Source organism: Paenibacillus xylanivorans, assembly GCF_001280595.1.
Taxonomy (GTDB): domain Bacteria; phylum Bacillota; class Bacilli; order Paenibacillales; family Paenibacillaceae; genus Paenibacillus; species Paenibacillus xylanivorans.
In genome coordinates, this window is sequence record NZ_LITU01000036.1 from 41,645 (window position 1) to 67,982 (window position 26,338).

The window sequence follows — 26,338 nt, forward strand, 5'->3', positions numbered from 1 at the left end:
TTTATGCAACATTTCAGGTCATTTCCGAAGGTGTGGTTCCTTGGTCTGGAATGAGTACAGACGCAAAAACAGCCAGATTCCCTGAAAAGATCAAGGGAAATCTGGCTTCTCGATATTATGCGCCTAGTGTATAAGAGTACTACTTATTTCGTTACGGATTCACAAAAACGGTTTTTAACTTGGCTACATACTGCACATCAAAGCCAAGACCCTCAGCTACCATAGCCAGAGGCACATACGTTTTGGACTCGTTGCCCACCTTGTTCAGGAATGCAGGTGTGTCCACGGAAAGGGATGCACCATTTACCTGAACGGCCGTTGCACCAATCTTCACGGCAACCTTCCGGTCTCCGTATGTAATCGTTGCCGTTGAAGTTTTGTTATCCCAGACGGTTGTTGCCCCGACTGCATTCACGATATCCTGGATCGCCACAAAGTTTTTACCATTGCGAATGATCGGTTTGTACGGTGTATTCAGCGTTTTGCCACTAACGATGATGTTCATCGGTTCACCACTCGCAGGAGCTGTCAGCTTGGTGTAGTCACCCCAGATCGTTTCTGCGAATACTTTGGCAATCGCTTCATATCCGAATTGGTTCGGGTGAAAATCGCGGTCCTTAATCATGTGAGTCATCGTGCCTTCACCACCAATAAACTCCTTGGCGACATGAGCCACTTTTACATCAATCCCTTTAGCGGAGAAGTCAGCAGCAATTCCATCAATGGTCTTAGTAAACCCTTGGGAAGCTTCCATCAGTTTCGCATAGAGTGCTTTTCCAGCTACTTCAGGCATGGGTTGGTACTGGTCTGCGATTACGATCTTGGCATTAGGATTAATCTCATGAATATCATTGATAACCGCGCTAACATTGGCTGTATAGGATGATAGCAATTCCTTCACTTTTGCTTCCAGTTCCGCATCACTCAGCTTATCTGCTGTACCGAGCAACTCGGATACATCGTTCCCTCCGATCGTGATGGCAACGAGATTGGCCCCGGTTACACTCTCCTTGATGGCAGCAATATTGGCTCCAACTTGTGCCGCTCTTGGATCAGGGAGACTTGGTTGAATGGCTTCGGAAGTGAGCGCTTTCCCTTCCTTAATTGCATCTGCAAAGTTTTTCAGACCACTGCTCTTCAATCCGGCAATACCATAGTTGTCCACCTGAGTACGTCCGTGAAGCAGGCCTTGTTCCTGTAATCGTTCCACATAACCATACGGCAGTTCTTTCAGGTTCGGCTCGTAACCCACGGTAATGGAATCCCCCAATGTAACGATGCGGAATTCCTTGGTTACTGCTATGGCATCCTTGTTCGCAGGCAAAGATGCTGTTGTAGTTCCAGCAGGTAACGTATTGCTATCCGCAGCAAGAGCGGACTGTGCGGATGATGCCAAAATCAGCATCCCTGCCAGCATACTTGCCGTTAATCCTGCGGCGGTACTTCTCCATATGCGTTTACGCTTCATTCTTAGAGCAACTCCTTTTTCTCGTATCTATAAAATAAAATATAATTACATATTACACTGTTCACTCTGATGACAGAAGTTCGTGTAACTCTATTCTAACATTATTAAAGGGGGCTGTCGTCTGTACTCCATTCCGCACGAATAACAGACTCCCCGAATTAGGTAAGTCTGTTATCCGTTGAGTATAAGCAAGATGTCCACTCGTTAAGACTTTGATTTATTCGTGTCTCCAGAATCAGAACCATCCGTGTCGGTATCCGTTTTGTTCCCGGCAGAACGCTCTATATAACGATCATAGCGATCGTCCACTTCACGTGCCATATCCCGGTACTTCAACGTTTCTTCCACAATCGGGTCCCGTTCTGTCTGAATGCGCACCTCATACTTGGGAGGAATCAGCTGGCGTTCACGCTTGTCAGCATCGCCGGACTCCTCCATGTCCCCTTCAGTCAGCATATCACTCAAACGTCGTTCCAGTTCTTTGGATTCATCCATTGTTGTTCGCTCCTTAAATAAATTTTACTCTAAGCCAGTTGCTTTTGCTTCCTTCAGCACACCCGTCAATGCATCATGAATCCTGCCATTGCTGGCAACCACATGACTCACCGACAGTTGGTAAGGCGTCCCCATGGTATCGGTAACCTTGCCGCCGGATTCTTCCACCAGTAATGCCCCTGCGGCGATATCCCATGGCTTCAGACCAACTTCGGTATAAGCGCTGAGGCGCCCCGCTGCAACATACGCCAAATGAAGGGCAGCAGAACCGCCTGCACGCAGGCTGCGTACTTGCGGTGCAAGTGCCTGGACAGCGGCCATATTGATCGGCAACGCGTAGGTCGTATCCGCCGGGAAGCCAACCGCAATCAGGCTCTGAGCCAGTTCCTGTTCACCAGATACAAGCATCCGGTTTCCGTGGACGTAGGCGCCTTTTCCTTTTTCCGCAACAAACAATTCGTCACGGGAAGGATCGTAGATTACTCCCACAATCACCTCACCGTTATGAGCCAAAGCGATGGATACCGAGTAAAACGGAAAACCATGTACGAAATTCGTCGTTCCGTCCACTGGGTCCACAATCCAGAGAAACTCTTCATCCTCAGCTTCTTTCAGTGCTTTCGCAGAAGCTTCCGGTCCCGGTTCAACGCCTTCTTCACCCAGAATGGCATGATGGGGAAAATGCGTCAGTATCAGGCGACGGATCATCTGTTCCGCACCTTTATCAACTTCAGTAACGAGATCCTGCGGTGAATACTTGGTTCCGGGCTCCCCCACAGTTCCGAGACGGCTTTTGATCCACTCTCCAGCTTTAGAAGCTGCATTAATGGCGACGGCAGTATAGCTTTTGCTTGTCACGACATAAGGTGTTTTTTCCTTCTCATTCAAAGCGTTCACTCTACTTTCTATATCAATCTACGAAAAATTAAAATACTTGTTAAAAGTATACGCCCCGAGGGTCGTAAAGTTTCTCGTTGCCCAGGCCCCTTTTGGCGCTACGGATGAATGATAACCGTCGACTCGTCCACCCACTCCACACCCTCTTCGTGATAGAATGCTAGTTTCTGCATCAACTGCACCAGAGCTTCATCCTTACGCTTTGCCTCAATCATCACATCAAGGGCGGGAGTATGTGCTGCGATATGGCGCAGAAAGCCAAGCAACGGCTCCACTTCAACACCGTCTGCATGTCCACGCAGGTCCTTCTCACTCTTGGGACTGGATACGTGAATTTTGGGCGGCAACGGCTTGTCTGTCGGGGAATCCGCTTGGGCCAGCGGGGATTCCCATGTCTTCAATATATCCGGCCACAGATCCCATGGCTGTTCGCCTTCATTGTTCACCCATTGATGATGGATATCCAGCACCATGGGCAAACCCATACGTTGACATACCGAAAGCGTCTCGGGTGCATTGAAGGTCTTGTCATCGTTTTCGAGCGTCAACCGCTCCTGAATATCCCGATCCAGCTTCAGAAAATTCTCCTCAAAACGCAGCGCTGCACTAGGCTTGTCCCCGTATGCACCACCAATATGTATATTGTTCTTGGCAGTGGCATTCAGCCCCATAGCATCCAACATACGTACATGATGACGAAGGTCGCGCATGGAGTTGCGCAGCACTTCCTCCCGAGGCGTGCTGAGTACCGTAAAATGATCCGGGTGGAAAGACACACGCATCTTGTTCTCTTTCACAAAATCGCCAATCACTGCAAAATCATGCTTAAGCGCGGGAAACGGGTCCCAATCACTCAGATCCTCATGAGTTGCCAGCGGAATTAATTTGGAGGAGAAACGATATACATGAATATGGCTGCCTTTATTGTGTCTGAGCAAACGTAATGTATTATGCAAATTCTCGGCTGCAATCCGTTCCAGCTTGCGAATTGCCGCTTCCCTATCATCAATTTTCTTAAAGCTGGACATCGTCATCGTCCGGGAAGGTGAAGCATTCTCCACAAGCACGGACATCGCCACATAGCCAAAACGTACAAGCATGAATTTCTTCCTCTCTATTAGGGCGGGGATTCCTTCCCGACATACGAAAGCCGGCAGTCTTCCCTTCACTGTATATAACCAAGTTTTACCCTAAAAGAGTGACCATAATCGTAATTTCGACAAATCCGTCCATTCGCTCTAATCCACGTGTAACAAACTACCCCTGTGCCTGTTCACCAAAGAACATCTCGTCCGCAAGAGCGGTCTGAATGCGAGATTCTTCCTCGTTCAGTTTACGGATCAATTGCATCTCCACTTCGGTCACTTCCTGACCCTGGAAGTTAATCTCCGCAATGGAGACTACGATTTTTACGATGGCTACAGCTACGTTATCCGGTGTGTAAGCAATGACTTTCTGTCCGGTAGGAAATACACGAAAGCCTTGTTTGACCATTTTGCCACGGCCGTATTCAAGCAATTCGAACAACTCTTGTTCATTCTTGAATTTACATACGGAATTGAATTCGGTCTGAAATCCCATTCATACCCCTCCTTATATTGTCGTCCTCAGGCTACGCCTGTACGCCGTTCTCGTAGTTCAGCGCCTGCTTGCGGTTGTAGCGTTCCAAAGCCAGCTCAATCATGTGATCCAGCAGTTCGGCATACGATACGCCCGTCTCACGCCACAAGAGCGGATACATGCTGTACGGGGTGAAACCAGGCATGGTGTTTACTTCATTAATAAGCAATGCCCCATCCGATTTGCGAATGAAGAAGTCTGCACGGGAGATACCATTGCCTTCGATCGCACGGAATGCCTGCAATGCGGCCTCGCGGATGCGATCTGCGGCTTCCGGGTCTAGCGGAGCAGGGATCAGCATCTGAGACTGTCCATCGATGTATTTGGCTGCATAGTCATAATATTCACCAGAAGATACGATTTCCCCTGGTACGGAAGCCATCGGCTCGTCATTACCGAGCACACTGACTTCGACTTCACGTGCCTCCACAAATTCCTCAATGACAACCTTCGTATCATAACGGAGAGCGAACTCCACTGCCGTCTTCAGTTCATCCCGGTTACGCGCCTTTGAGATACCTACGCTGGAACCGAGATTGGCCGGCTTAATGAAACAGGGATAGCCCAGCTGATCCTCCACTTGTAAGATCATTTCATGTTCGGTTTGCTTCCACTGCGTAGCGTTAAAATACGTAAAGGCACATTGGTCGATTCCGGCCTGTGCGAACAGTTTCTTCATGACTACTTTGTCCATACCGCCTGCCGAAGCCAGTACACCTGCGCCAACATAAGGCATATCTGCCATCTCGAACATCCCTTGAATCGTACCATCCTCACCAAACGTACCGTGCAGCAGCGGGAACATGACGTCCATCGCCTCTTCTCCGCCATATAAACGGCCAAACAGCGCGTTCAGCGCTTCCTGGGTTCCGCCCGCCGACTGCTCCAGCTTCAAATCTTCAATCTGCGCAAAAGGCGCGTGCATAACAGATCCTTTTTTCCACGTACCCTGCTTGGAGATATAAAAAGGAACCAGTTCATACTTTTCATAATTAAATGCGTTCGTTACAGCAAACGCCGTTTGCAGCGACACCTCATGCTCGCCTGACTTTCCGCCGTAAACGACGCCTACTGTTAATTTATCCATACTCATGTGTAACCTCCGATTATCTGTGCAATGATGCTGTCATGTCTGCAAGCTCAGCATCACTTTTATTCTGTTATCTAGACTTATTTTACACGGAACCGGATGTCCACGTCACCGAATCCCGTAAAATCTTTGAGCATCAAAACTCATCTGCAATGTGAAAAAGCCGGTACACCGTCCGCTCGTTCCAAGCGTAAGAATCCCGGTAATCCCAAAAACGGTGGCGGCTGCTGACCGTATGTGCGTTCACAAGCGGCATGCCCCCCGCATCAAAGGCAGTCACAACGGTACTGTGCTGAAACCTGCCATCCCCGTCCCAGTCATAGAGAATGACATCTCCAAGCATCAGCTGCTCGGGACGCTCGACTTCTGTTGCGGACAGCCCCCAGCTGCTACCGGATAAATAGCGCTCCAGGCTATTGGAAACGGCCCAACTGTAACTCCACATTTCGGCACCATTCACATAGCCTTTGTACCACCATCCTGCTTCTCTTTTACCAGTATAGTGGATGGGTGCTCCCCCTGCAAAGAGACATTGGGACACATAGTTGGTGCAGTCCACATCGAATTCCTCAAATGCCGGATTACCCGCATTCCACCACCGATCCGCGTAGGCGACCACCAAATCCCTGCGATACAATTGCTGCCTCGATCTTCTCCCCTGTCCCAGCACTTCCCGGTTAAGCAGCGGCCGGTTCATCGCCTGTACAAAATCAGCTTGTTGAAAAGGACGACCCTCTCCTACCGGGCGACGCTCCGGCACCTCACGTTCCACACGTGCAATGGTCCAAGCCCCACCTTGCCTAAGAAAGGTCAGACGTTCCCGCTCAATCCGGTCTTCCCGATGGGTCAAACCGTTCTTCTCATAGAACAGCCTGCTGTACAATTGCACGTCCACCACCGATTCATCTACCCCATCCATAAGTGTCCGCACAAGCTTGGCGCTGGTCTCACTGCGAATAGGCACGGCCCGTCGCTTGCGGTACCATTGGTCCAGTCTGGCCATCCGCTCTCCCCGTTCCAGCACAAATTCCGGATCGGTGACAATCCGTTCGCTTGTCTGTGGACGGTAGTCGATCTCACAGCGATTATACTGGTTCACGTAGGTATATAAGGCACTCTTCCATTCGCGTTCCAAGCCTGTGTCCCCCTTTGGCATGAGTTCTGTCCGGAATGATCCATTGCATGAAAACTCTTTTTTATTTATATGAGAGAATTTCGGTTGTATGTGTCTGGTTCTGTTTTGAAGCCTTAATAACGGGGATAATGCGTATGGAAGAGATCGCGTCCATTCCCTTCACTTGAGAACGCATTCAATGTACCAATGACTTGACTGGACGGGCAAAAAGCCCTTTACGTACGGAGTTGAAAACGGTATACTTAAAACTAAAGTTACAATTATGAAATTACGTTTCACCTAATGAAACCAACGAACAAGGACACGGAACGATGAAGGCCTGTTCTTCACCTAAATGAACGTTTTCTTCATCTCACCGACACATTTAAGGAGGTACATGTATGTCAGCCAAGAATCATTTCTCCGCGGCCCGCAGTCTTGAGGTCGGAGGCAAGTCTTATCGCTACTACAGTTTAGATGCTCTTCAGGAAGGCGGCTACGGCGACCTTTCCAAGCTTCCTTTCTCCATTAAAGTGCTGCTCGAAGCAGCTATTCGTCAATTCGACGGACGTGCGATTACCGAAGAACATGTTAAACAACTGACCGGCTGGGCAGACGGCCGTGACAATAACAAGGAAATTCCATTTATCCCTGCACGTATCGTTCTGCAGGATTTCACCGGTGTACCGGTTGTCGTTGACCTGGCAGCGATGCGCGATACCGTAAAAAAAGCAGGCGGCGATCCAAAACAAATCAATCCACTCGTACCCGTCGATCTCGTTATCGACCACTCCGTTATGGTTGATGCGTTCGGAACGAACGATGCACTCGACTACAACATCAAGGTTGAGTTCGAGCGTAACGAAGAGCGTTACCGCTTCTTGCGCTGGGCGCAAACAGCATTCAACAACTTCCGTGCAGTTCCACCATCCACAGGGATCGTTCACCAGGTTAACCTGGAGTATCTGGCTTCCGTGGCTGCAACCAAAACAATTGACGGCGAAACCGTTGTATTTCCGGATTCCCTCGTAGGAACAGACTCCCATACCACCATGATCAACGGACTCGGCGTTGTTGGTTGGGGTGTTGGCGGGATCGAGGCTGAAGCAGGTATGCTGGGCCAACCGCTTTATTTTGTTACACCGGACGTTATCGGTTTCAAATTGACAGGCAGCCTGAGCGAAGGTTCAACCGCAACGGATCTGGCACTCACAGTTACCCAAATGCTGCGTAAAAAAGGCGTTGTCGGCAAATTTGTTGAGTTCTACGGACCAGGTCTTTCCAATATCAGCTTGGCTGACCGTGCGACTGTAGCCAACATGGCACCAGAATACGGTGCAACGATCGGTTTCTTCCCTGTAGATAGCGAAACGTTAAACTATATGCGTAATACCGGCCGTACCGACGAACAGGTGGATCTGGTTGAAGCTTATTACAAAGCTCAGAACATGTTCCGTACTGCCGATACCGTTGACCCTGCGTTTACAGACGTGATCGAACTTGACTTGGCATCTGTTGTACCAAGTCTCGCGGGACCTAAACGTCCACAGGATCGCATCGAGCTGACTCAAATGAAAGAAGGCTTCAATAGCATTATCCGCACGCCGATCGACAAAGGCGGATACGGACTGAGCGACGAGAAAATCGCTGAGAAAGTGCCTGTGAAACACACTGACGGTTCCACTAGCGAACTGACTGCTGGTGCTGTCGTTATCGCGGCAATCACAAGCTGCACCAACACATCGAACCCTAGCGTTATGGTCGGAGCGGGTCTGCTTGCTAAAAAAGCCGTTGAACGTGGTCTGACTAAGCCTGGCTACGTGAAAACCAGCTTGACTCCAGGTTCCCTCGTTGTTACCGAGTATCTGGAAAAAGCAGGTCTGATCGAATATCTCGACAAACTCGGATTCAACGTTGCCGGCTATGGTTGCGCAACTTGCATCGGTAACTCTGGCCCACTGCCAGACGAAGTAAGTGAAGCAATCTCTGAGAACGATTTGACGGTAGCGGCTGTATTGTCCGGTAACCGTAACTTTGAAGGCCGTGTGCACGCACAGGTCAAAGCCAACTATCTGGCTTCTCCGCCACTCGTTGTGGCGTATGCTCTGGCGGGTACCGTTAATATTGATTTTGCAACCGATCCAATCGGTTATGATACCAACAACGAGCCTGTATTCCTGAAAGACCTCTGGCCTAGCTCCGAGGAAATCAAGGATACCATCGCTAGCTCGCTGAACGCCCAGATGTTCCGCAACAAATACGAGAACGTATTTACAGCTAACGAACGCTGGAATACGATCCCTGTACCGGAAGGCGAATTGTATGAGTGGGATCCAAACTCCACGTACATTCAGAATCCACCATTCTTCCAGGAGCTTGGCGACAAGTTGACTGATATCGCAGATATTCATTCCGCACGAGTTATGGCGCTGCTGGCTGACTCCGTAACAACGGATCACATCTCACCAGCGGGTAATATCGCACCATCCAGTCCGGCTGGACTGTACCTGAAAGAACATGGCGTAGAACGCAAAGACTTCAACTCTTACGGCTCCCGTCGTGGTAACCATGAAGTCATGATGCGTGGTACGTTTGCAAACATTCGTATTCGTAACCAAGTGGCTCCAGGTACTGAGGGTGGTATTACAAAATACCTGCCAACGGACGAAGAAATGTCCATCTACGATGCTTCCATGAAGTATCAGGATGAAGGACAGAACCTGATCGTTATCGCAGGTAAAGAGTATGGTACAGGAAGCTCGCGTGACTGGGCGGCAAAAGGAACATTCCTGCTCGGCGTCAAAGCCGTTATCGCAGAAAGCTTCGAGCGTATTCACCGCAGTAACTTGGTGGGCATGGGCGTAATGCCATTGCAATTCCAGGAAGGTCATGGCTGGTCCAGCCTCGGTCTGAACGGTCGTGAAACGTATGACATCACAGGTCTGAGCAATGATGTTAAACCAGGTCAAGAGCTGACGGTTACCGTAACCCGTGAGGACGGCACCAAGTTCGACTTCCCTGTCATCGCTCGTCTGGACAGCATGGTAGACGTGGACTACTACCATAACGGTGGTATCCTGCAAACCGTATTGCGTCAAATGATGAAAAAATAATCTTTATCACATTAACGATTAATGTGATAGCTCTTTATAAGAGAAGCTCCCCATCCGTGCACTCAGCACGCGATGGGGAGCTTTTTTTGATTAATATGATACAGGCTGAGTAACGAATCTACACTTCCTCTAATGTCCAATGCAATGTGAGGCTAACGATAAACACGACTTCTGTGCCAATCATTAAAGCAGCCAAGAAAATCAAATGCCCCCCTTCTTACACGCGACTCTGATTGGAATTATATTCTTTTCTCGCAGTCCGAGCCGTTCCCCCCACAATCATTCGCTTCATGCCGATAAGCATCGAATACAGAACATAACCAATCACCCCACCAAAGGTGTTCAGCATAAGATCATCCACGTCGAATATGCCCATGCCCGTTAATAGCTGTGTTACTTCAAAAGCAAAACTTAGAAGCAAGGAAAGTACGAGTACCTTTGCCCCTGACAACAGCTTGTTTCCCATAAGTACAGGAATGAAGATGCCCAGGGGGATAAAGGCCATAACATTTCCGAGCAGGTGAATTGCGGTTCCGGGACGATGTAACGATAGGCTATGCCAGTCTCTTGAAATTTCCTGAAATGGCGTCAGGTTAACAGTTCGCGTATGAATCAGATCCGGCTGTTGCGCAATCGTTATGAGTTGCACTCTAACAACGTCCCAATCCATCGTATGTCCCTTGAACAGGATCAGCTTGGTCAGCAGATACAGATAGATGATGAATGCCGCCACCCAAACGATCTTCATATTGAACTCTTTAGGTTTCATAATGAGCCTCCGTGTATTTCTTGTTGTTTATTCCTCCACCGTCACGACAACTCCGTTCATGTTGTCTCCAGATATCTCATATTGACCGTGCTCAGGTACGTTAATGCTCTGCTCTTTGGATGTATCGTAATAGCGCACATAATAGAGATTGTCCCCGACTTCAGCGGAAATGCTCTTTTTCTGTTGCAACAGCTCCAAATACTGCTCCAGCACAAGGTGATTATGATACATGATGGCACTGTGCGGCAGTCCCACATACCTAAAATGCCAAGGTTCGTATTGAATGCCGGTGATGTCCACTTTATCCTTCGGGTATCGTAAAATGAATCCGTATTTCCATGCATTCTTCTCCAGCCAAGCTCCTTCTGGTGCTTCACTCATCGCAGCCAGGGTAGAGCCTATATCCATGGACAAACCCAGATTATGTTCACTGTGACCCGCAGGAAGTGCATAGTCCGAGCCCTTTTCCTCATAAAGCTGCTCCTGTTTCGTAAAGTCCCGATAACCACTGCTGATGATGAAGTAACGCACGTCATCTTTCGCAGCAGCTTCAATCATCTTCTGGAACGCTTGCGCTACGTACTTTGACAACAAGATATTCTGATCCAGCAAGCCGTATCCACGAACCAGATCTTGTTGTTCAGCCAGATTGACAATGTCCGTTCTAATACCCTCCGCATGAACGGGATACTCCGAATTGACGAGCAGTAAATTCCCTTTATGTACTTGAATCTTCATATCCATATTAATGGTTTTGGTATATCCCGCCCGACTTTCAGCTGTATCCTGAATCTGCAGATTCGCTTCTTCCTTCTGCTCAAACAATGCAGGTGACTTGGAAAAAATATATCCCAGTACAATGATACATATCAAAAATCCCCACTTCTTCATCCCTTGTTCCTCCTTTACCTCGTATAATCAAGGATAGAGAAAACTAGTTAAAAAAAAGCAGGGCAATTCTAAAGTTTTTCTTAAATTGAGCATATAACTTCATTCCAGCGCAGGCAACCGGACTTCAAATACGGTCCGTACTACATCACTTTGGGCCGAAATGGACCCATCATGCTGCTCCACAATATTTTTGGCAATGAACAGGCCCAGGCCTGTTCCACCTTCCTGAGGTGTCCGCGCTCGATCCCCGGTATAGTACATATCGAAAATATGAGGCAGATCATCTGGATAAATATGTCCCCCATAGTTCATGATCTGAATGATAACCTGTCCTGCATCACGATGCCCATGAATATCCACATAAAGACCATCTGTACCGTGACGAGCTGCATTAATTAAAAGGTTCTCAAACACGCGTGCAAGCAGCTCACCATCGCCGGAAATGGTTAGTTCGGAATCGATATGCAGTCGGGTGACCAGGCGGTTCTTTTCAAAAACAGGGTACAGCTCTTCGTTCATCTGCCTCAGCAGTTCACTAAGATCCAGTTTCTTTTTCTCAATCGGCAACATGCCATAGTTCATTCTTGTAATCTCAAACAAATCGTCGATCAGTTTCTCAAGACGCTGAGATTTGCTAAAAGCAATCGATGTAAAGTGCCTGACCTGCTCCTCTGTCAGCTGCTCATCCTTCATCAACAGATCCAGATAACCCAACACCGAGGTTAGAGGGGTACGCAAATCATGCGCCAGGTTCACCACCAGCTGGTCCTTGCTGCTCTCTGCAAAATCCCCCCGTTCTACCGCTTCCCTCAGCTTCAGACTCGCCAGATTGATATCCTCTGCAATCGCGCCTAGCTCGTCCTTCGTCGAAATCTGCACACGGTGCTGGAAATCACCACTCGCGAGTTGCCTAATACCTGTAGAGATATTTTTGAAATAGGTAACATATGGCTTCGTAAACCAGAAGAAAAACAGTATAGCAAGCGGAATGAACAGGATAAGGAAAAAGTAAATATCGCCTATGCTTCTCATAAAGTGACGATATTCTGCTAACTGATCTTCCGCACGCACTCCAGTGTAATAGTATTGCATCAGTTTATATACGCCAAAGGTAATCGCGCCAGATGCCAGCATGCTTAAACCAAGCAACAGAATCATGGTTGTTCGAAAACTTCTGCGTTTATTCATTGAATGTGTACCCCACACCCCAGATCGTTTTGATAAACTTGTTCTTGTCTACATCTTCCCCCAGCTTCTTGCGCAGGGTCCGAATGTGAACCATCACGGTATTGCCGCTCTCATAATAAGCCTCTCCCCACACCTGTTCAAAGATGCTCTCCGCACTGAACACCTGTTTGGGATGACTTGCGAGCAGATACAGGATGTCAAACTCCTTCGGTGTTAATTCTATGGGCTTGCCATAAAGGGTGACGCTATGCTGATCTGGCGAGATAATGAGGCCGCCTTTCTCCAGAATGGAGCGCTGGATTGGTACAGACTGGCTGAATTGAAGTGAACGGCGCAGCTGGGAATTGACCCGGGCGACCAGTTCCATCGGATTAAATGGTTTAGTCATGTAATCGTCTGCGCCCATCACGAGCCCGGTGATTTTATCCATATCTGAGGTTTTGGCACTCAGAAAAATGATAGGCAGGTGATACTGCTCCCGAATTTTGCGGGTCACCTCATATCCATCCATACCAGGCATCATAATATCCAAAATAGCCAAATCTATCGTTTGTGTCTGAACGGCTTGAACCGCCGCTTTCCCATCAAATGCCTTGATGATGTGATATCCTTCTTTTTGCAAGTGCAATGCAACCAGATCAGCGATCTCAACTTCATCATCTGCGATCAAAATCGTAATACGCTTCATTGCTTATTCCACTCCTATGTGTGATGCTCAACAATATAACATATCTGAATCCAACTTATAAATGATTGAAGGGAATCCAATATATGAAACTGGATCGTTTATTAGCCATCGTTGTGCTGCTGATCAATCGTGGCCGGGTGCAGGCCAAGGATTTGGCGGATACGTTTGAGGTATCCATCCGCACGATCTACCGGGATATAGACACGCTGGGTCAGGCGGGTATCCCTGTCGTCACCTATCAGGGTGCAAGCGGAGGTATTGGCCTTGCAGAGGGCTACCGGCTTGACCGAAATGTGCTGACCGACAAAGATCTGGCCTCCATTGTCACTGCACTGCGCAGTGTCTCCACCTCCCATACGAATGTGGCACGGGACCTGTTGATGGAGAAACTCAGCAGTATCGTGCCTGAAGCCAAAAATGAGGATTTCCAGGCCAATACCAGCCGCTTTATTGTGGATTATTCAATGTGGACGCATCCCGAAGCGCTGCAAATCAAGCTTCAGCTCATTGAACAGGGCATGGATCAACTCCAGCCCATCTCATTTACCTATTGCAGTGCCGAAGGCACCCAGACCCATAGAACGACCGATCCGCATACCCTTGTGCTCAAAAAGCATTCCTGGTACCTCTATGCGTTCTGTCACGAACGCAACGAGTTCCGTATGTTCAAGCTGGTCCGCATGAGAGACGTTACCCTCGCCCAAGGGAGCTTCGAACGCAAACCGATCAACCTGCAGGACAGACCCTGGCAGCAGGATTGGGCAACCCCGGATAATAAGGTGCCTCTGACCCTGAGGTTCCATGAGCGTATTCGTCACATCGCAGTGGAATGGTTTGGCATAGAGAGCGTCATACCGGATGATGAGGGCTATTTTATCAGCCAGGTCGCATTTCCGGAGGACAACTGGCTGTATGGGTTCATTCTTGGATTTGGCGCAGATGTCGAAGTACTGGAGCCTCTGCATATTCGAGAGGAGATTCGTAGAATTGCCGAACAAATTGTGCAAAATTACAAAGCTCCGCCCCTAACCTGACAGACAGGTGTCCAGTTCCTCCCGTTATACTTCTATTATATTCAAGCTGTACATAACGAGGAGGAATTAATTATGAACGTCACCGTATGCCAGAGCTGCGGAATGCCACTCACTGCCCCTGCCCAATTCGGAACAGAAACGGATGGTAATACAACCCGCGAATACTGTATCTATTGTTATAAAGAAGGCCAGTTCGAGCAGCCCGATATTACGCTGGAAGGTATGATTGAAATGTGCACCGCCATCCTGAATCAGGAAGGTATGGACGAGGAATCAGCAAGAGCAATGCTGCGCAACCAACTTCCTTTTTTGAAAAGATGGAATGCTTCCGGCTCTGAACGGAACGTGGCATTTTCAGCAGAAAATTCGGATGAGTCCGTTGACCTTAATCAAGTAACTTCCGACAATACGCTCTCCGCAGAGCCCATTCGGTATGTCACACTGCCAGGAAAACGCCTTGCGGGTGTGTCGGCCAGAACAACCAATGCCATTGAAATTAGTGGCAAAGGCTGCATTCAGGGACTCTGGAACAGCTACTTCGCCTCAGATCATCAGCCTTCCCCTGAAGCGGCCCGATATGGCTGTTACGCTGACTATACGGATGGCATAAATGGAGAATACACTATACTGGTGGGTCATGAGGTCGGTCCGGATGAATCGTTACCTGAGGGAGTGAATTCCGTTGAGCTACCGCCTGCGACATATGCCGTATTCACCTCCAGAAAGGGCGCGATGGGCGAAGTCGTGAGTGAAGCTTGGGGTGCGGTGTGGGCCTGGAACAATCAGGGTGAACGCACGTTTACCGGAGATTTCGAATGGTATGATGAGCGAAGTCTCGATCCTGAGAACGTACAAGTGGACCTGTATATCGCTGTTCGCCGAGAAAAATAAAAAGAAGAAAAGTGATTGTGATTATTTCTTAATCCGAATTGGACTGTTCATATCTGTATCTTACCGATTGAATTTAATCCCGGATTTATGCAAATTGCTGTTAGGCTGCCAGGTTTTCCTGGCGGCTTTTTGGCATTCCCCCTTTGTCTACCGTCGAAAATTGCCCTAATATGCACCCGACAACCGACCATGGTACCAAGTTAGCTAGCTTGCGTCGTACCTATACAACCAGACAATATGTCTTAATTTCGACACAATTGGCACTCCCAAAACTGGGTCTATTCACTTAACAACCGCTTCTATCCTCCCATATGAAACCTCACATATGCGGTCCTTTCCTCCTGAATTTACTTAAAAACGTTTACATCTCCTGAATACGGGGTAAAATCACTACAATCCAATTGGAATTACACCTTAAGTTGCCTATTTCGTCTAACAAGTCACATATACCTATTTGCGTAACAGAGACGATAACCCGTCGGAATACATAACCTATTAATAATCACATATGCATATTCGAAAATGCATTAAAGGAGGAACCAAGATGATCCGCATGCCTATTCAGCAAATGATCCCGTACCACCACCAATATCCGCGCAACACGGCGACCGTTGCTCCCAAAAAGGAGAATGAGAACACTCAAGGTCTATCCTTTCATGAAATTTTGCAGCAAAAAATGGCTAAAAAGAATGCTGCCCCTTCTATGCGATAAATGAAAATGACGAGCGAATTGAGAATCGCTTGCGTGGTTTGCACCGTTCCTCTGCGAAGTTGTGGATGAACGGTTATTCGCGTTTTCGCTTTAATTTGTTGTGAGATCAGCATTTTACATATGTACAGCCTATTGTCACATCCCTATAATGGGTTAAATATCTGCGGCACTTTATTGAGACAACATCCATTTCAGGGGGCAAGTATGATGATGACCATTGGCTGTTTTCACGCTCACTATTCCAACATTGCACTGATTGAAGAAGCACTCGCTCTATATGAGGTTGAACTTGTACATTATGTCGATCCGGGTCTGGATCGCCTCAAACATGATGCTGATTTCACCGAGGCAGTTACGCATGAGAAAGTCTCACAAACGCTGCAATGGATCGCACACTGTCATGCAGATGCCATCCTCGTTACCTGTGCCCTGTTTGCTGCTGTACTTGAGCAGGAGGCACAGCATGTTCCCGTCCCAGTGGTTGGTATTGATGATCCATTACTTCAGGAAATGCAACGAGTACCGGGGAGATACATATTGGCGTTTACCAACCCCGCAACGATTGAAGGAACAATGGCGCGAGTAACTCAGGCTTTGCAGCAAGATGATGAGGATGAGCAGCAAAACGAAATCGAAGCGGTAGAGACTGAATCAGTATTGATCCCGGGGACATTCGAGTTAATTATGCGAGGTGATAAGGAAGGTTATCTTGCAGCAGTGACTGCTGGATTGCAGCAAATTTCTGAGCAGTCCCCGGGAAGCACGGTAGTAGCCGCTCAACTGTCTATGGCTCCCGCAGCAGCACGGGTCACAGCAGACACAGGCAAGTCTATATACAGCCCTTTGGCTTCGCTAGCGGCTTATTTGGAGGAGAATTTGAACTTGGCCCAGCGTTAAGTGTTGAGCTTCGCGTTGAAATTGGAGATTAAATTCCGAGATTGCTTAAACTTGTGAAGCCAAAGATCATTCAGTGATGCGAAGAACTGAAGAGATTGTCCCAGAGACGATCACTTTCTATTTCGAATCCAAAGCGCTAACGAACCAAGTGCGTCCTATAAGAAGAATTATGTGAAATGCTAAGTTTGACGAATCTCAGCCACGTTATTTGGATCCAGACGTACGATTTCAATACAGCAGGACGTGCATTTCAAGAAATAACCTCTCTATGATTCGTTAAATCGCAGACCTTTGCAAATTACAGCGAATAGCGTGTGCTCGGTTCGTTAGGAACTGAACTTCTCTTTCAACGACGTAAGCGTGTTCGCAATGTTAATTATTGCGCTCCAGACATACATCGACCGTAAAAAAAGAAGTGACCCGCCACAGGTTGACAGGCCTGACGGGTCACTTCGTCTGAACTATGCTGCACTTGGAGGAATATCCACCGCAAATACTGTGCAGGAGTAGCCCTTGGCTTGGCTACTCTTATTTGTTTTTTTACTTATATTCATTTTATTAAATCAGCTGTGTGACAACAAACTATAACTTATAAAAATATGTTGTGTCGTACTTCTTGTCCTTTAAGATTAATTGTGCACCCCCCATACCAAGTTAATGCCGCTCTTCTCCACGATCACGGAGAGGAACGGCTTTTCACTATGTCAGGCCGCCCAGATTGCGCTGTAACGACGCCTAAGAGCGTGTCCGGTATTCCTCAGCCTTTTCCTCCATGCCCGCTGCCACGGCCTCATTCTCGGACAAGCCTTTGTCTGCCGCAAAGGCACGAATATCCTGCGTAATGCGCATGCTGCAAAATTTCGGTCCGCACATGGAGCAGAAATGGGCTTCCTTAGCCCCTTCGGCTGGCAACGTCTCATCATGGTAGGATAGCGCACGTTCCGGGTCCAGAGACAGGTTGAACTGATCCCGCCAGCGGAACTCAAACCGCGCTTTAGACAATGCATCGTCCCGCCGCTGGGCACGTGGGTGACCTTTCGCCAGATCAGCGGCATGAGCAGCGATCTTGTAGGCGATAACCCCTTCCCGCACATCCTCCTTATTAGGCAGGCCCAGATGTTCTTTTGGCGTAACATAACAGAGCATCGACGTACCGAACCAGCCGATCATCGCTGCTCCAATTGCCGAGGTAATATGGTCATATCCTGGTGCAATATCGGTCGTCAGCGGTCCCAGCGTATAGAAGGGTGCCTCCTTGCAAATCTCCATTTGCAGATCGACATTCTCCTTGATCTTGTGCATCGGCACATGCCCCGGACCTTCAATCATCACCTGCACATCATGCTTCCAGGCGATTTGCGTTAGTTCACCAAGCGTAGCCAATTCAGCCATCTGAGCTTCATCATTGGCATCATAGATGCTTCCTGGGCGCAGTCCGTCTCCGAGAGAGAATGCCACGTCATACCTTTTCATAATCTCGCAGATTTCTTCAAAATGGGTATACAAAAAATTCTCCTGATGATGTGCAAGGCACCATGCTGCCATGATGGACCCACCCCGTGACACAATCCCCGTCATACGTTTGGCGGTCATCGGAATATAACGCAGCAGCACGCCTGCATGAATCGTAAAGTAGTCCACACCCTGCTCTGCCTGCTCTATGAGCGTGTCACGATACAACTCCCAGGTCAGCGCTTCAGCTTCCCCATTGACCTTCTCCAGCGCCTGATAGAGCGGCACCGTCCCAATCGGCACAGGTGAATTGCGGATAATCCATTCCCGGGTCGTATGAATGTCCTTACCTGTAGAAAGATCCATCACCGTATCCGAACCCCAACGTACCGCCCAGGTCATCTTCTCCACCTCTTCCTCGATGGAGGAGGATACCGCCGAGTTTCCGATGTTAGCATTAATCTTCACATGAAAATGACGCCCGATCAGCATCGGCTCACTCTCCGGGTGATTGATGTTCGACGGCAGGATGGCCCTGCCACTCGCCAGCTCCTGCCGTACAAACTCCGGCTCCACACCCTCACGGATGGCGGCGAACTCCATCTCCGGTGTGATGATTCCCTGCCGTGCATAATACATCTGGGTCACGCTGCGCCCTGCCTGTCCCCGTAATGGTTTACCACGCAAGCCCGGATACTCCTCGGCTCCAGCTCGCTTTCCTCCAGGTTTCAATCCGTTATCCTCCGGTTTTACCGTTCGTCCCTGGTAGGCTTCGACATCTTCACGCTCCGTAATCCATCGCGTACGCAGCGCTGGCAGTCCTGCCCGGATATCGGCATGGAAGCCGGGATCGGTCATCGGCCCGCTCGTATCGTAGACACGCAGCGGTTCGTTATGCTCCACCCCTTGGGGAGTATTCGTGTCATGAAGGGCAATTTCACGCTCCGGTACGGCAATGTCCGGTCGTGAGCCCTGAATGTACACTTTACGGCTGCCCGGGAAGGGCTGAACCCGTACTGTCGCACCTTTTTCCTTTGTCAACTGCTGATCCTGCTTGTCCTGTCCCATCGTTCGGTTTCCTGTGCTCATCGCTCTTGTCTCCTCCTCATTGGTGATCGCCTGGATTGAAATGCTTGCGCACGGATCCCAAATCATCCACAACATAGAAAAAGAAAGAGCGACTTTACGACAAAAAATAAGGACATCACATTTCAAGTAATACGCAGGCAGTCAAAGCAAATGAATTCCATCCCAGACGCTCGCCAACCGCTCCCGGCACTTTGTCCAAAAGCAGCTCTGACAGCGTCTTCTGCCTGTTTACTGTATAAAAAAAGCCGGTTCCCAAGGGAACCGGCTTATGTCCATCACCAATAACGTACCTTATACAGACTCCTTAACGGAGTCTATCCATAGGTCACATCATATGGTGTTCGTGGTCGTATCGCCGATTACTTCCCTACGCTGGTATGATCCAGATCAGGTGCAAAGGGTCCGGAATCTCATGCGATTCCGTCTCAGTCCGAACAATTCGGACTCCCCCAGTAACGTTAACAAGTTGCAGCAGCTAAGCCGCAAATGCATATTCAGTTATGCTGACCCCGTTGGGCCGTCCATTACAGAGTAGCGCAACCGAATCATAAAAACAACCTTTATATTCCAGAAAATAAAATCAGGATAACATGAGTCCCATCTGTGTAGCAGCTTCCTTCAGCACAGGTGCGTATTCATGCAACGTCTCCTGGGAAAGGCGACTAACAGGCCCGGATACGGACAGGGCAGCAGCGATGTTGCCTCTTCGATCCATGATGGGTACAGATACTGCCGCAGCTCCCGGTTCACGCTCCTCATAGCTTGTTGCATAGCCATACTCCAGAATGTCTTTCATCTGTGCCAAATAGACTTTGGGATCGATAAATACCGGCCACTCCGGTCCATTCATCAGATCTTCACGGTCCTCTTCAGTGGCAAAAGCCATCAGCACTTTGCTGGACGCTCCCACGGATAGCGGAAGTCTGACGCCCACCGGAGCCACCCGACGAATCGCCTGATCACTCTGCACAGCTTGAATCCGAATCCGCTCACTGCCATCACGCAGATATAAGCTTACGGTTTCGCCCAGACGATCCCTCAGCCGCTCCATCGCTGGAAGGAGCAGAATGGCCGGATCATCGCTGCGAGACATATGGGCAGACAGTTCCCAGATGCGTATGCCGAGTCGATACTTCTCGGTTGCTGCATCCCGGATCACGAACCCCTTGTCCTCCAAAGTAGCCATCAGACGATGGACTGTACTTTTGTGCAGACCGATCTGGCTGGCAATTTCCGTGAGTCCCAGATCACTGCGGGTTGTAAAACATAATAATATATCCAGCGCCCGTTCTACAGCCCGGACGGTTAACTTTCGGTCTTCCATGGCATGTTGCCCTCCTCATGTTTCATCACATGAAACTTGGTTACATAAATTATATGAGAAACGGTCTCATCTGTAAACCAAAAAGCGCCAATTGGAATAGGGATAATTGTAAATATTTTCTTTTTATAAATCAAAATCCCCTGCATTTTGCACCCTAGGGAAATGTTAACCATATATCTTCAGAACTATATAACAATTGCGTAACAAATGGCTCCAATCAATTGACTTTGACTATATTGGAACATACGATAAAGATATATTAAATTAAGATTTTGCTTCATAAGTAGTCAGAAAAATCATTTATCCGCTCTGTTCGTCTCGTTGTTATCTTCATTTGATTTTTTAAAGGAGGGGCAATCATGTATCCGACATCCCAGAGCGAAGCCCCGCTGCAAACGAAAGTGTCAGATCTGCCTTCTTCGTTATCACCGAGGCTGATCCGGTTCAAACATATTGTCGTGGCGTTGTTGCTCTCCGTTGTATTTTTTCTGCTCTTTTGTTTCATTGCACTACATGGTTATATTGCTTGGGTATTATCCAATCCAACTGTAGCGCCTGTCTTCTCCAATCCCATGCAGGCCAAGAACATGAAGTATCAAGACATCACGTTTCCGGCAGCAGACGGCAGTCGAACGATGCAGGGATGGTATATTCCGGCTGACGATAATGCAAACAAAACCATCATATTCAGCCATGGATATGGTGCGAATCGTGAAGAGACCTGGGTACCGATGTATGACCTGGCCCATTATGCTCACCAACTTGGCTTCAATGTGGTGATGTTCGATTACGGTTTCGCTTCACAGGTGAACAAAGCTGTCGCCACAGGCGGCAAAGCCGAGTCCCAGCAGCTGCTTGGTGCTATCCAGTTTGCGAAGCAGCGTGGAGCTCAGGAGCTTGTTGTATGGGGCTTCTCCATGGGTGCAGGTACAGCCCTCCAAACTGGACTGATTACCAAAGATGTGGATGCGATGATTCTGGACAGTACGTTCCTGCTTGAGCCGGATACACTGTACCATAACATCCATAATCAGATTGATCTGCCCCGTCAGCCTACATTGGAGATTATGAACCTGCTGTTCCCGATTCTGAACGGGACCGGATTGCAGCAGATTCCGTATCAGGACGTGAAGAAGGAAGATTATCCGTTCCCGATTTTCTTCATCCATGGTACCGAAGATGAGAAAGCTCCTTACCCGATTGCGGAGCTGCTTGCCGCCAACCAGACCAATCCGTATTCCGATGAATGGATTGTGGATGGTGCGCATCATGAGCTGATCTTCCGGGAGCATCCGAAGGAATACCTGCGTCGTGTCTCCACATTTCTGAGTCATGTGACAAAGACGAGCAGCGATGATGTGGAAAATACCAATGCCGGAGAATCATGAAGATCCGGTATTTCAAGAGCCCCTATATGGGGCTCTTTTTTTTGTGTATACATAGGACAACATCCCTGGAGAATATACTTTTGGGACGTAATTAAAGATAGCTCTAGCTTGTACATTACAAAATTGAGCGAATCGGGCGATCCAATTTTATTTCTGCTGCTGGATCTGAATTTGAATTCATTTGAACGGAGGTCTACCGCTTATGAATTGGTATGGATATGGGCATCTGCTGCCTCTGCGGATACTTGAAGAAGTCCGTTTCTGGAAAGAGCAAGAGAAGGAACATACGATTGTCATCCGTGCACTGGTTCCTGATCTTGAACCCTCATATGTCAAATGGCTTGCGGAATGGGAAGCAATCTTTGAGAATAGCGAACGGGTCGCGAATCAGCTGTTGAAACAAATACTGCCGGGAACCCAGCCTCCTGCTCCCTACATCATCCGCTGTATTGAACAGCTCGTGGCTGCGGCCTGCGCACAATCGCGTGAGTTCATTAGACAGCTGTACGTCCTGCTGGAGCAAAGTACTGCTGTTCAGCAAGTGCCGATTGCCAAAGTGGTTATTCTGCACTTCATTCGTGAATCCGAGTATTTCCTGGGTGTACTTGAAACGCTGAAACAACCTGGAGCTATGAGAGATTCGGTGTCTGATTCATCTTTTTCACTGGAACATATTCTTCAAACCTCGGGACAACCGACTGATCCCAACGTACAAACTGCTTCAACGTCCGTGTCTGAACAGCACTATCGTGAATCTGTAGAGGAATCGTCTGCTGCTGAGGGGAAAGTTAACAATTCCACTCCATCGGTACAGCCACAGTCTACATCGACTGTTCAGTCTCCCAATGCAAATGCAGAGGGCGCAGCCAACTCTACCGCAGCGGCGGTCAAGGAGAAACCTGTGCCGATTGGCGGACACACACTGCCTCCCCTGCCTTATGCCTACAATGCGCTTGAGCCGCATATTGACGAGATGACGATGCGTATACATCATGACAAGCACCATCAATCCTACGTCGACGGACTGAACACTGCGGAGAAAAAGCTTGCAGAATCGCGGAAAAAGAACAATTTTGAACTCGTCAAACATTGGGAACGTGAACTTGCGTTTAATGGTGCAGGCCATTACCTGCATACGATCTTCTGGACGATCATGAACCCCAAAGGTGGAGGTAAGCCTTCCGGTATGCTCGCAGAACAGATCAAGCGGGATTTCGGCAGCTATGAGGCGTTCAAAAATCAATTCACCGAGGCTGCCAACAAGGTGGAGGGCAGCGGCTGGGCCATGCTGGTCTGGAGCCCACGGGCGCACAGATTGGAAATTTTGCAGGCGGAGAAACACCAGAACTTATCTCAGTCCGACATCGTGCCTCTCCTGCCGCTAGATGTATGGGAGCACGCCTACTATCTGAAACACCAGAATGAACGCAAAAAATATATCGAGGACTGGTGGAAGGTTGTGTACTGGCCAGCTGTGGCCGAACGTTACGAAACGGCACGCAAGCTGTTATGGCCACCTTATTGAGATTAGGATTGAAGTTATGCGAAAAGAGATATCTCCAGCTTGAAGACTGAAAGATATCTCTTAGATCGCAAAAAAAAGCAAGCCTCTTGATTCAAGAAGACTTGCTTGTATTAGGATAATCTATGGACCTCACGCTATTAAGAGGCGCAACCCTCACAGGCAACATAGTTGTCGCCAACCTGTTTGCTAATCGCGATCAGATCGCCCAGCTTGATATCTTCTTCACCTGTAAATTCAAGATCAGCGATACGTGCAACGATCAGAGCAGCCGCTTCTTCCTTGCTTGTTGCCATTTGGCTGAATTCAGACTTTTCGCCTGTGGAAATGACCTCATATAAATACGTATATCTTAAAGTTTCCATGTAGACACTCTCCTTCCGAAATCACATCATATCATCTCTATTACCCAATTCCAAGTCCAAGCTTCTGAACCTAATCGTAACGCAGTTTCATCTGCTCAGCCGTCCGTCTGACAGCTTCCCGATCCACAGTCAACACTCGGCTCGTCTCCGCCAGAGGAAAGCGCTGACGCAGTGTACGTACCAGCGAGGCTGTATAAGCCGCAGTAGAAGGGACACCTGCCAATTCCTGCAAACTTGCCATCGTACCGGGCCGAACATCCGGATAACCCTCGCTAGCACCGTCTGCTGCGTCCTGATAGAACTTACGCACATCTGCTGCCAGTTGGTCTCCACGTCCCTCCACGATGATAAAGGCAGTAATAATATAAGCCTTGGCCTGTCTGCGCTGGGCAATACCACAGAATTTCAGTCCACCCACACTGACATCATAATCGCCTGGACAGAAGGCGCCTTCGATCTCCCCCGTACGTGCCTGTCTCGACCATGGTGCTAGCGATTCAGCGATCAGTGAGGCCATCTCCCGGAAATCATCGTGAATATTAATGGCACGCCCCGGGTTGGGCAGAATCAAAGACACGTTAACTACCCCTGGATTCAGGGGAACTGCTGCGCCACCGGATGGACGAACACAGACCGCTGTTCCTTGGCTTCTAATGCGTTCCATGGCTTCTACTGCCTGTGGCAGCCTCCTGTCCCGCAGTCCCGCTACAAAGGCATCTGGATGCCGCCAAATGTGAGCAACGGGCAACTGACCTTCTCCCACTTGGCGGCACATAACTTCTTCCCAGGCAAATGCTTCAAGCACACTGCTTCCGTGCCGCAGCAGCGGTGTCTCCCAAATCTGTAGACGCAATGAATGATCCAGCTGCAACTGCTTCTCTGCTACCGGCGATCCGGGTTGATCTGAATTGGACGATACACTCATATAAGATAGCCTCCGACTAAACTAATCTAGATGAATTGAAGTGTTGCGTAATCCTTATGTATCACCTTGTGTGAATGCAAAAGTAATATATAAATAAGCCGGTTCCCCAAGGAACACGGCTTATTTATGAAAGCTTCCTTTGGCACAAGCATCTATTCTGCCATTTGAGATCCAGCAAATTGCCGAACGGAAACAACATGATGGTGCCAAAAGAATTCAATGCTTCTGGCTTGTCCAACGAGTGGAATGAGCCCATTCTTAATCTTTCACCAGCGAAAGGAACTCGGCACGCTGTGCCGGATTTTCACGGAAAGAACCACGTACAGCAGACGTTACCGTCTTGCTGCCCGGCTTCTTCACGCCGCGGGAACACATGCACAAGTGCTCGCCTTCCACGACGACCATGACACCGTTCGGCTCTACCGCTTCAGTCAGAATATCGGCGATCTGTGAGGTAATGCGCTCCTGAACCTGCAGGCGGCGGGTAACCGCCTCCACCAGACGGGCCATTTTGCTCAGTCCCACAATCTTGCCGCTCGGTACATATCCAATGTGCACCTTGCCGAAGAAAGGCGCCATGTGGTGTTCACACTGGCTGTAATAGACAATGTCCTTCACAATAACCAGTTCTTCATGATTCTCGTTAAACGTAACACCAAGTACATCGCGCGGGTCCACTTCATACCCGCCAAAAATCTCTTCATACATCCGGGTTACGCGTGCAGGCGTTTCAATCAGCCCTTCCCGCGTACTATCCTCACCGATCAAATTCAGGATCTGCTCAATGTGATACTCGATCTTCTCCCGATTGTCGGATACTTTCGAATTCAAATAATCTTTAACGCCAGCCACTGCCGAACGCCTCCTTTCGAACCACATGCTGTAAGCAGCTATTCACTTCAGCATTATGCATAATTCGATTCTAACCGCTCCCGGGTATAATATATAGACGAATAAAACCATTTCGATCTATACATTGATGATTGGAAGTCGCTCTTTTGATTTATGCAAAATGCTCGCTCACTGCTATTATTTTCGGCGGCCCGAGTTTTTACGCGCAGGATGTTGCCCCGGCTGAGGCATCTTCGCGCCAGGCTGCTGGTTCTTCATCATCTGCTGGGCGCGCTGCATTTGCTTGCCATTCAGGTTATAACCCATTTGCTTCGCCATCTTCTGGAGCATGTCGGGATCACTTTGCATTTTCTCAAGCTGTTTCCGCAAGTAGTATACTCCAATGAAAAATCCTCCGACCAGACCAACAACCAATGTAATAATCGGTATTGCTATTTCCATCTCTTAGACACCTCTGTATGCAATCTAAAAAGCCTGATGATCCGTGTCAGCACATGATGTTAAGCGCTCACGATGCAAACATGACACGAACCGGATTTCCTGAAAGCTATCAT

Annotated in this window: 23 protein-coding genes, 1 pseudogene and 1 riboswitch; of the genes and pseudogenes, 7 read left to right on the top strand and 17 right to left on the bottom strand. The window is 48.6% G+C overall.

Annotation, left to right across the window (positions count from 1 at the left end):
- Positions 1-151 precede the first annotated feature (151 nt).
- The 7 genes from AMS66_RS04315 to AMS66_RS04345 form a co-directional block, all read right to left on the bottom strand.
- Positions 152-1,468, bottom strand: a complete 1,317-nt coding sequence (locus AMS66_RS04315) for a stalk domain-containing protein (RefSeq protein ID WP_053779620.1) — start codon at positions 1,466-1,468, stop codon at positions 152-154.
- Between the two features lie 204 nt (positions 1,469-1,672).
- Positions 1,673-1,963 (bottom strand): hypothetical protein, encoded by a 291-nt coding sequence (locus AMS66_RS04320; protein ID WP_053779621.1) that lies wholly within the window; start codon positions 1,961-1,963, stop codon positions 1,673-1,675.
- A 24-nt stretch (positions 1,964-1,987) separates the two neighbouring features.
- Positions 1,988-2,851 carry an inositol monophosphatase family protein gene (locus AMS66_RS04325; protein WP_407944521.1) on the bottom strand — a complete coding sequence of 288 codons (864 nt, stop codon included), beginning with the start codon at positions 2,849-2,851 and terminating at the stop codon, positions 1,988-1,990.
- 107 nt (positions 2,852-2,958) lie between these two features.
- On the bottom strand, positions 2,959-3,960 hold the full coding sequence (gene uvsE, locus AMS66_RS04330) for a UV DNA damage repair endonuclease UvsE (RefSeq protein WP_053779623.1): 1,002 nt from the start codon (positions 3,958-3,960) through the stop codon (positions 2,959-2,961).
- Positions 3,961-4,117: 157 nt separating this feature from the next.
- Positions 4,118-4,441 carry a hypothetical protein gene (locus AMS66_RS04335; RefSeq protein ID WP_053779624.1) on the bottom strand — a complete coding sequence of 108 codons (324 nt, stop codon included), beginning with the start codon at positions 4,439-4,441 and terminating at the stop codon, positions 4,118-4,120.
- Between the two features lie 31 nt (positions 4,442-4,472).
- Positions 4,473-5,573: a D-alanine--D-alanine ligase gene (locus AMS66_RS04340; RefSeq protein WP_053779625.1), complete on the bottom strand. Its 1,101-nt coding sequence runs from the start codon at positions 5,571-5,573 to the stop codon at positions 4,473-4,475.
- 133 nt (positions 5,574-5,706) lie between these two features.
- Positions 5,707-6,705, bottom strand: coding sequence for an amidase domain-containing protein (locus AMS66_RS04345; protein ID WP_407944522.1), 999 nt, complete (start codon positions 6,703-6,705; stop codon positions 5,707-5,709).
- Positions 6,706-7,085: 380 nt separating this feature from the next.
- Between AMS66_RS04345 and acnA the strand changes: the two genes are divergently transcribed.
- Positions 7,086-9,797, top strand: coding sequence for an aconitate hydratase AcnA (acnA, locus tag AMS66_RS04350; RefSeq protein WP_053779627.1), 2,712 nt, complete (start codon positions 7,086-7,088; stop codon positions 9,795-9,797).
- A gap of 217 nt (positions 9,798-10,014) precedes the next feature.
- Here acnA and AMS66_RS04355 read toward each other — a convergent pair whose 3' ends face one another.
- The 4 genes and pseudogenes from AMS66_RS04355 to AMS66_RS04370 form a co-directional block, all read right to left on the bottom strand.
- On the bottom strand, positions 10,015-10,566 hold the full coding sequence (locus tag AMS66_RS04355; protein ID WP_053779628.1) for a VanZ family protein: 552 nt from the start codon (positions 10,564-10,566) through the stop codon (positions 10,015-10,017).
- A 230-nt stretch (positions 10,567-10,796) separates the two neighbouring features.
- Positions 10,797-11,457 (bottom strand): annotated as a pseudogene (locus tag AMS66_RS04360) (M15 family metallopeptidase); the annotation flags it as partial.
- Positions 11,458-11,556: 99 nt separating this feature from the next.
- Positions 11,557-12,645 carry a HAMP domain-containing sensor histidine kinase gene (locus AMS66_RS04365; RefSeq protein ID WP_053779630.1) on the bottom strand — a complete coding sequence of 363 codons (1,089 nt, stop codon included), beginning with the start codon at positions 12,643-12,645 and terminating at the stop codon, positions 11,557-11,559.
- A complete protein-coding gene (locus tag AMS66_RS04370; RefSeq protein WP_053779631.1) occupies positions 12,638-13,333 on the bottom strand; it encodes a response regulator transcription factor in 696 nt (231 codons plus the stop codon). The genes AMS66_RS04365 and AMS66_RS04370 overlap by 8 nt, the downstream gene beginning before the upstream one ends.
- A gap of 83 nt (positions 13,334-13,416) precedes the next feature.
- Here AMS66_RS04370 and AMS66_RS04375 point away from each other — a divergent pair, with 83 nt between their 5' ends.
- The 4 genes from AMS66_RS04375 (at position 13,417) to AMS66_RS04385 (ending at position 16,867) form a co-directional block, all read left to right on the top strand.
- Complete coding sequence (locus tag AMS66_RS04375) at positions 13,417-14,367, top strand: helix-turn-helix transcriptional regulator (RefSeq protein WP_053779632.1); 951 nt, start codon at positions 13,417-13,419, stop codon at positions 14,365-14,367.
- 72 nt (positions 14,368-14,439) lie between these two features.
- A complete protein-coding gene (locus AMS66_RS04380) occupies positions 14,440-15,258 on the top strand; it encodes a zinc ribbon domain-containing protein (protein ID WP_053779633.1) in 819 nt (272 codons plus the stop codon).
- Positions 15,259-15,802: 544 nt separating this feature from the next.
- Positions 15,803-15,970: a hypothetical protein gene (locus tag AMS66_RS32655; RefSeq protein ID WP_160319663.1), complete on the top strand. Its 168-nt coding sequence runs from the start codon at positions 15,803-15,805 to the stop codon at positions 15,968-15,970.
- A 204-nt stretch (positions 15,971-16,174) separates the two neighbouring features.
- Complete coding sequence (locus AMS66_RS04385; protein ID WP_144424407.1) at positions 16,175-16,867, top strand: aspartate/glutamate racemase family protein; 693 nt, start codon at positions 16,175-16,177, stop codon at positions 16,865-16,867.
- 735 nt (positions 16,868-17,602) lie between these two features.
- Here AMS66_RS04385 and thiC read toward each other — a convergent pair.
- Both thiC and AMS66_RS04395 read right to left on the bottom strand, forming a co-directional pair.
- On the bottom strand, positions 17,603-19,387 hold the full coding sequence (thiC, locus tag AMS66_RS04390) for a phosphomethylpyrimidine synthase ThiC (protein ID WP_236703204.1): 1,785 nt from the start codon (positions 19,385-19,387) through the stop codon (positions 17,603-17,605).
- A 368-nt stretch (positions 19,388-19,755) separates the two neighbouring features.
- Positions 19,756-19,869, bottom strand: a riboswitch (TPP riboswitch).
- A gap of 119 nt (positions 19,870-19,988) precedes the next feature.
- Positions 19,989-20,732 (bottom strand): IclR family transcriptional regulator, encoded by a 744-nt coding sequence (locus AMS66_RS04395; RefSeq protein ID WP_053779636.1) that lies wholly within the window; start codon positions 20,730-20,732, stop codon positions 19,989-19,991.
- 359 nt (positions 20,733-21,091) lie between these two features.
- Here AMS66_RS04395 and AMS66_RS04400 point away from each other — a divergent pair, with 359 nt between their 5' ends.
- Complete coding sequence (locus tag AMS66_RS04400) at positions 21,092-22,120, top strand: alpha/beta hydrolase (RefSeq protein WP_053779637.1); 1,029 nt, start codon at positions 21,092-21,094, stop codon at positions 22,118-22,120.
- 202 nt (positions 22,121-22,322) lie between these two features.
- Positions 22,323-23,645 carry a Fe-Mn family superoxide dismutase gene (locus AMS66_RS04405; RefSeq protein ID WP_053779638.1) on the top strand — a complete coding sequence of 441 codons (1,323 nt, stop codon included), beginning with the start codon at positions 22,323-22,325 and terminating at the stop codon, positions 23,643-23,645.
- 137 nt (positions 23,646-23,782) lie between these two features.
- Here AMS66_RS04405 and AMS66_RS04410 read toward each other — a convergent pair whose 3' ends face one another.
- From AMS66_RS04410 to AMS66_RS04425, 4 genes are all read right to left on the bottom strand, one after another.
- Positions 23,783-24,007 (bottom strand): hypothetical protein, encoded by a 225-nt coding sequence (locus AMS66_RS04410; protein ID WP_053779639.1) that lies wholly within the window; start codon positions 24,005-24,007, stop codon positions 23,783-23,785.
- 70 nt (positions 24,008-24,077) lie between these two features.
- Positions 24,078-24,932: a lipoate--protein ligase family protein gene (locus AMS66_RS04415; RefSeq protein WP_082350563.1), complete on the bottom strand. Its 855-nt coding sequence runs from the start codon at positions 24,930-24,932 to the stop codon at positions 24,078-24,080.
- A gap of 258 nt (positions 24,933-25,190) precedes the next feature.
- Positions 25,191-25,784 carry a GTP cyclohydrolase I FolE gene (folE, locus tag AMS66_RS04420; RefSeq protein ID WP_053779640.1) on the bottom strand — a complete coding sequence of 198 codons (594 nt, stop codon included), beginning with the start codon at positions 25,782-25,784 and terminating at the stop codon, positions 25,191-25,193.
- A gap of 177 nt (positions 25,785-25,961) precedes the next feature.
- Positions 25,962-26,225 carry a YneF family protein gene (locus tag AMS66_RS04425; RefSeq protein WP_053779641.1) on the bottom strand — a complete coding sequence of 88 codons (264 nt, stop codon included), beginning with the start codon at positions 26,223-26,225 and terminating at the stop codon, positions 25,962-25,964.
- Between the last annotated feature and the right edge of the window lie 113 nt (positions 26,226-26,338).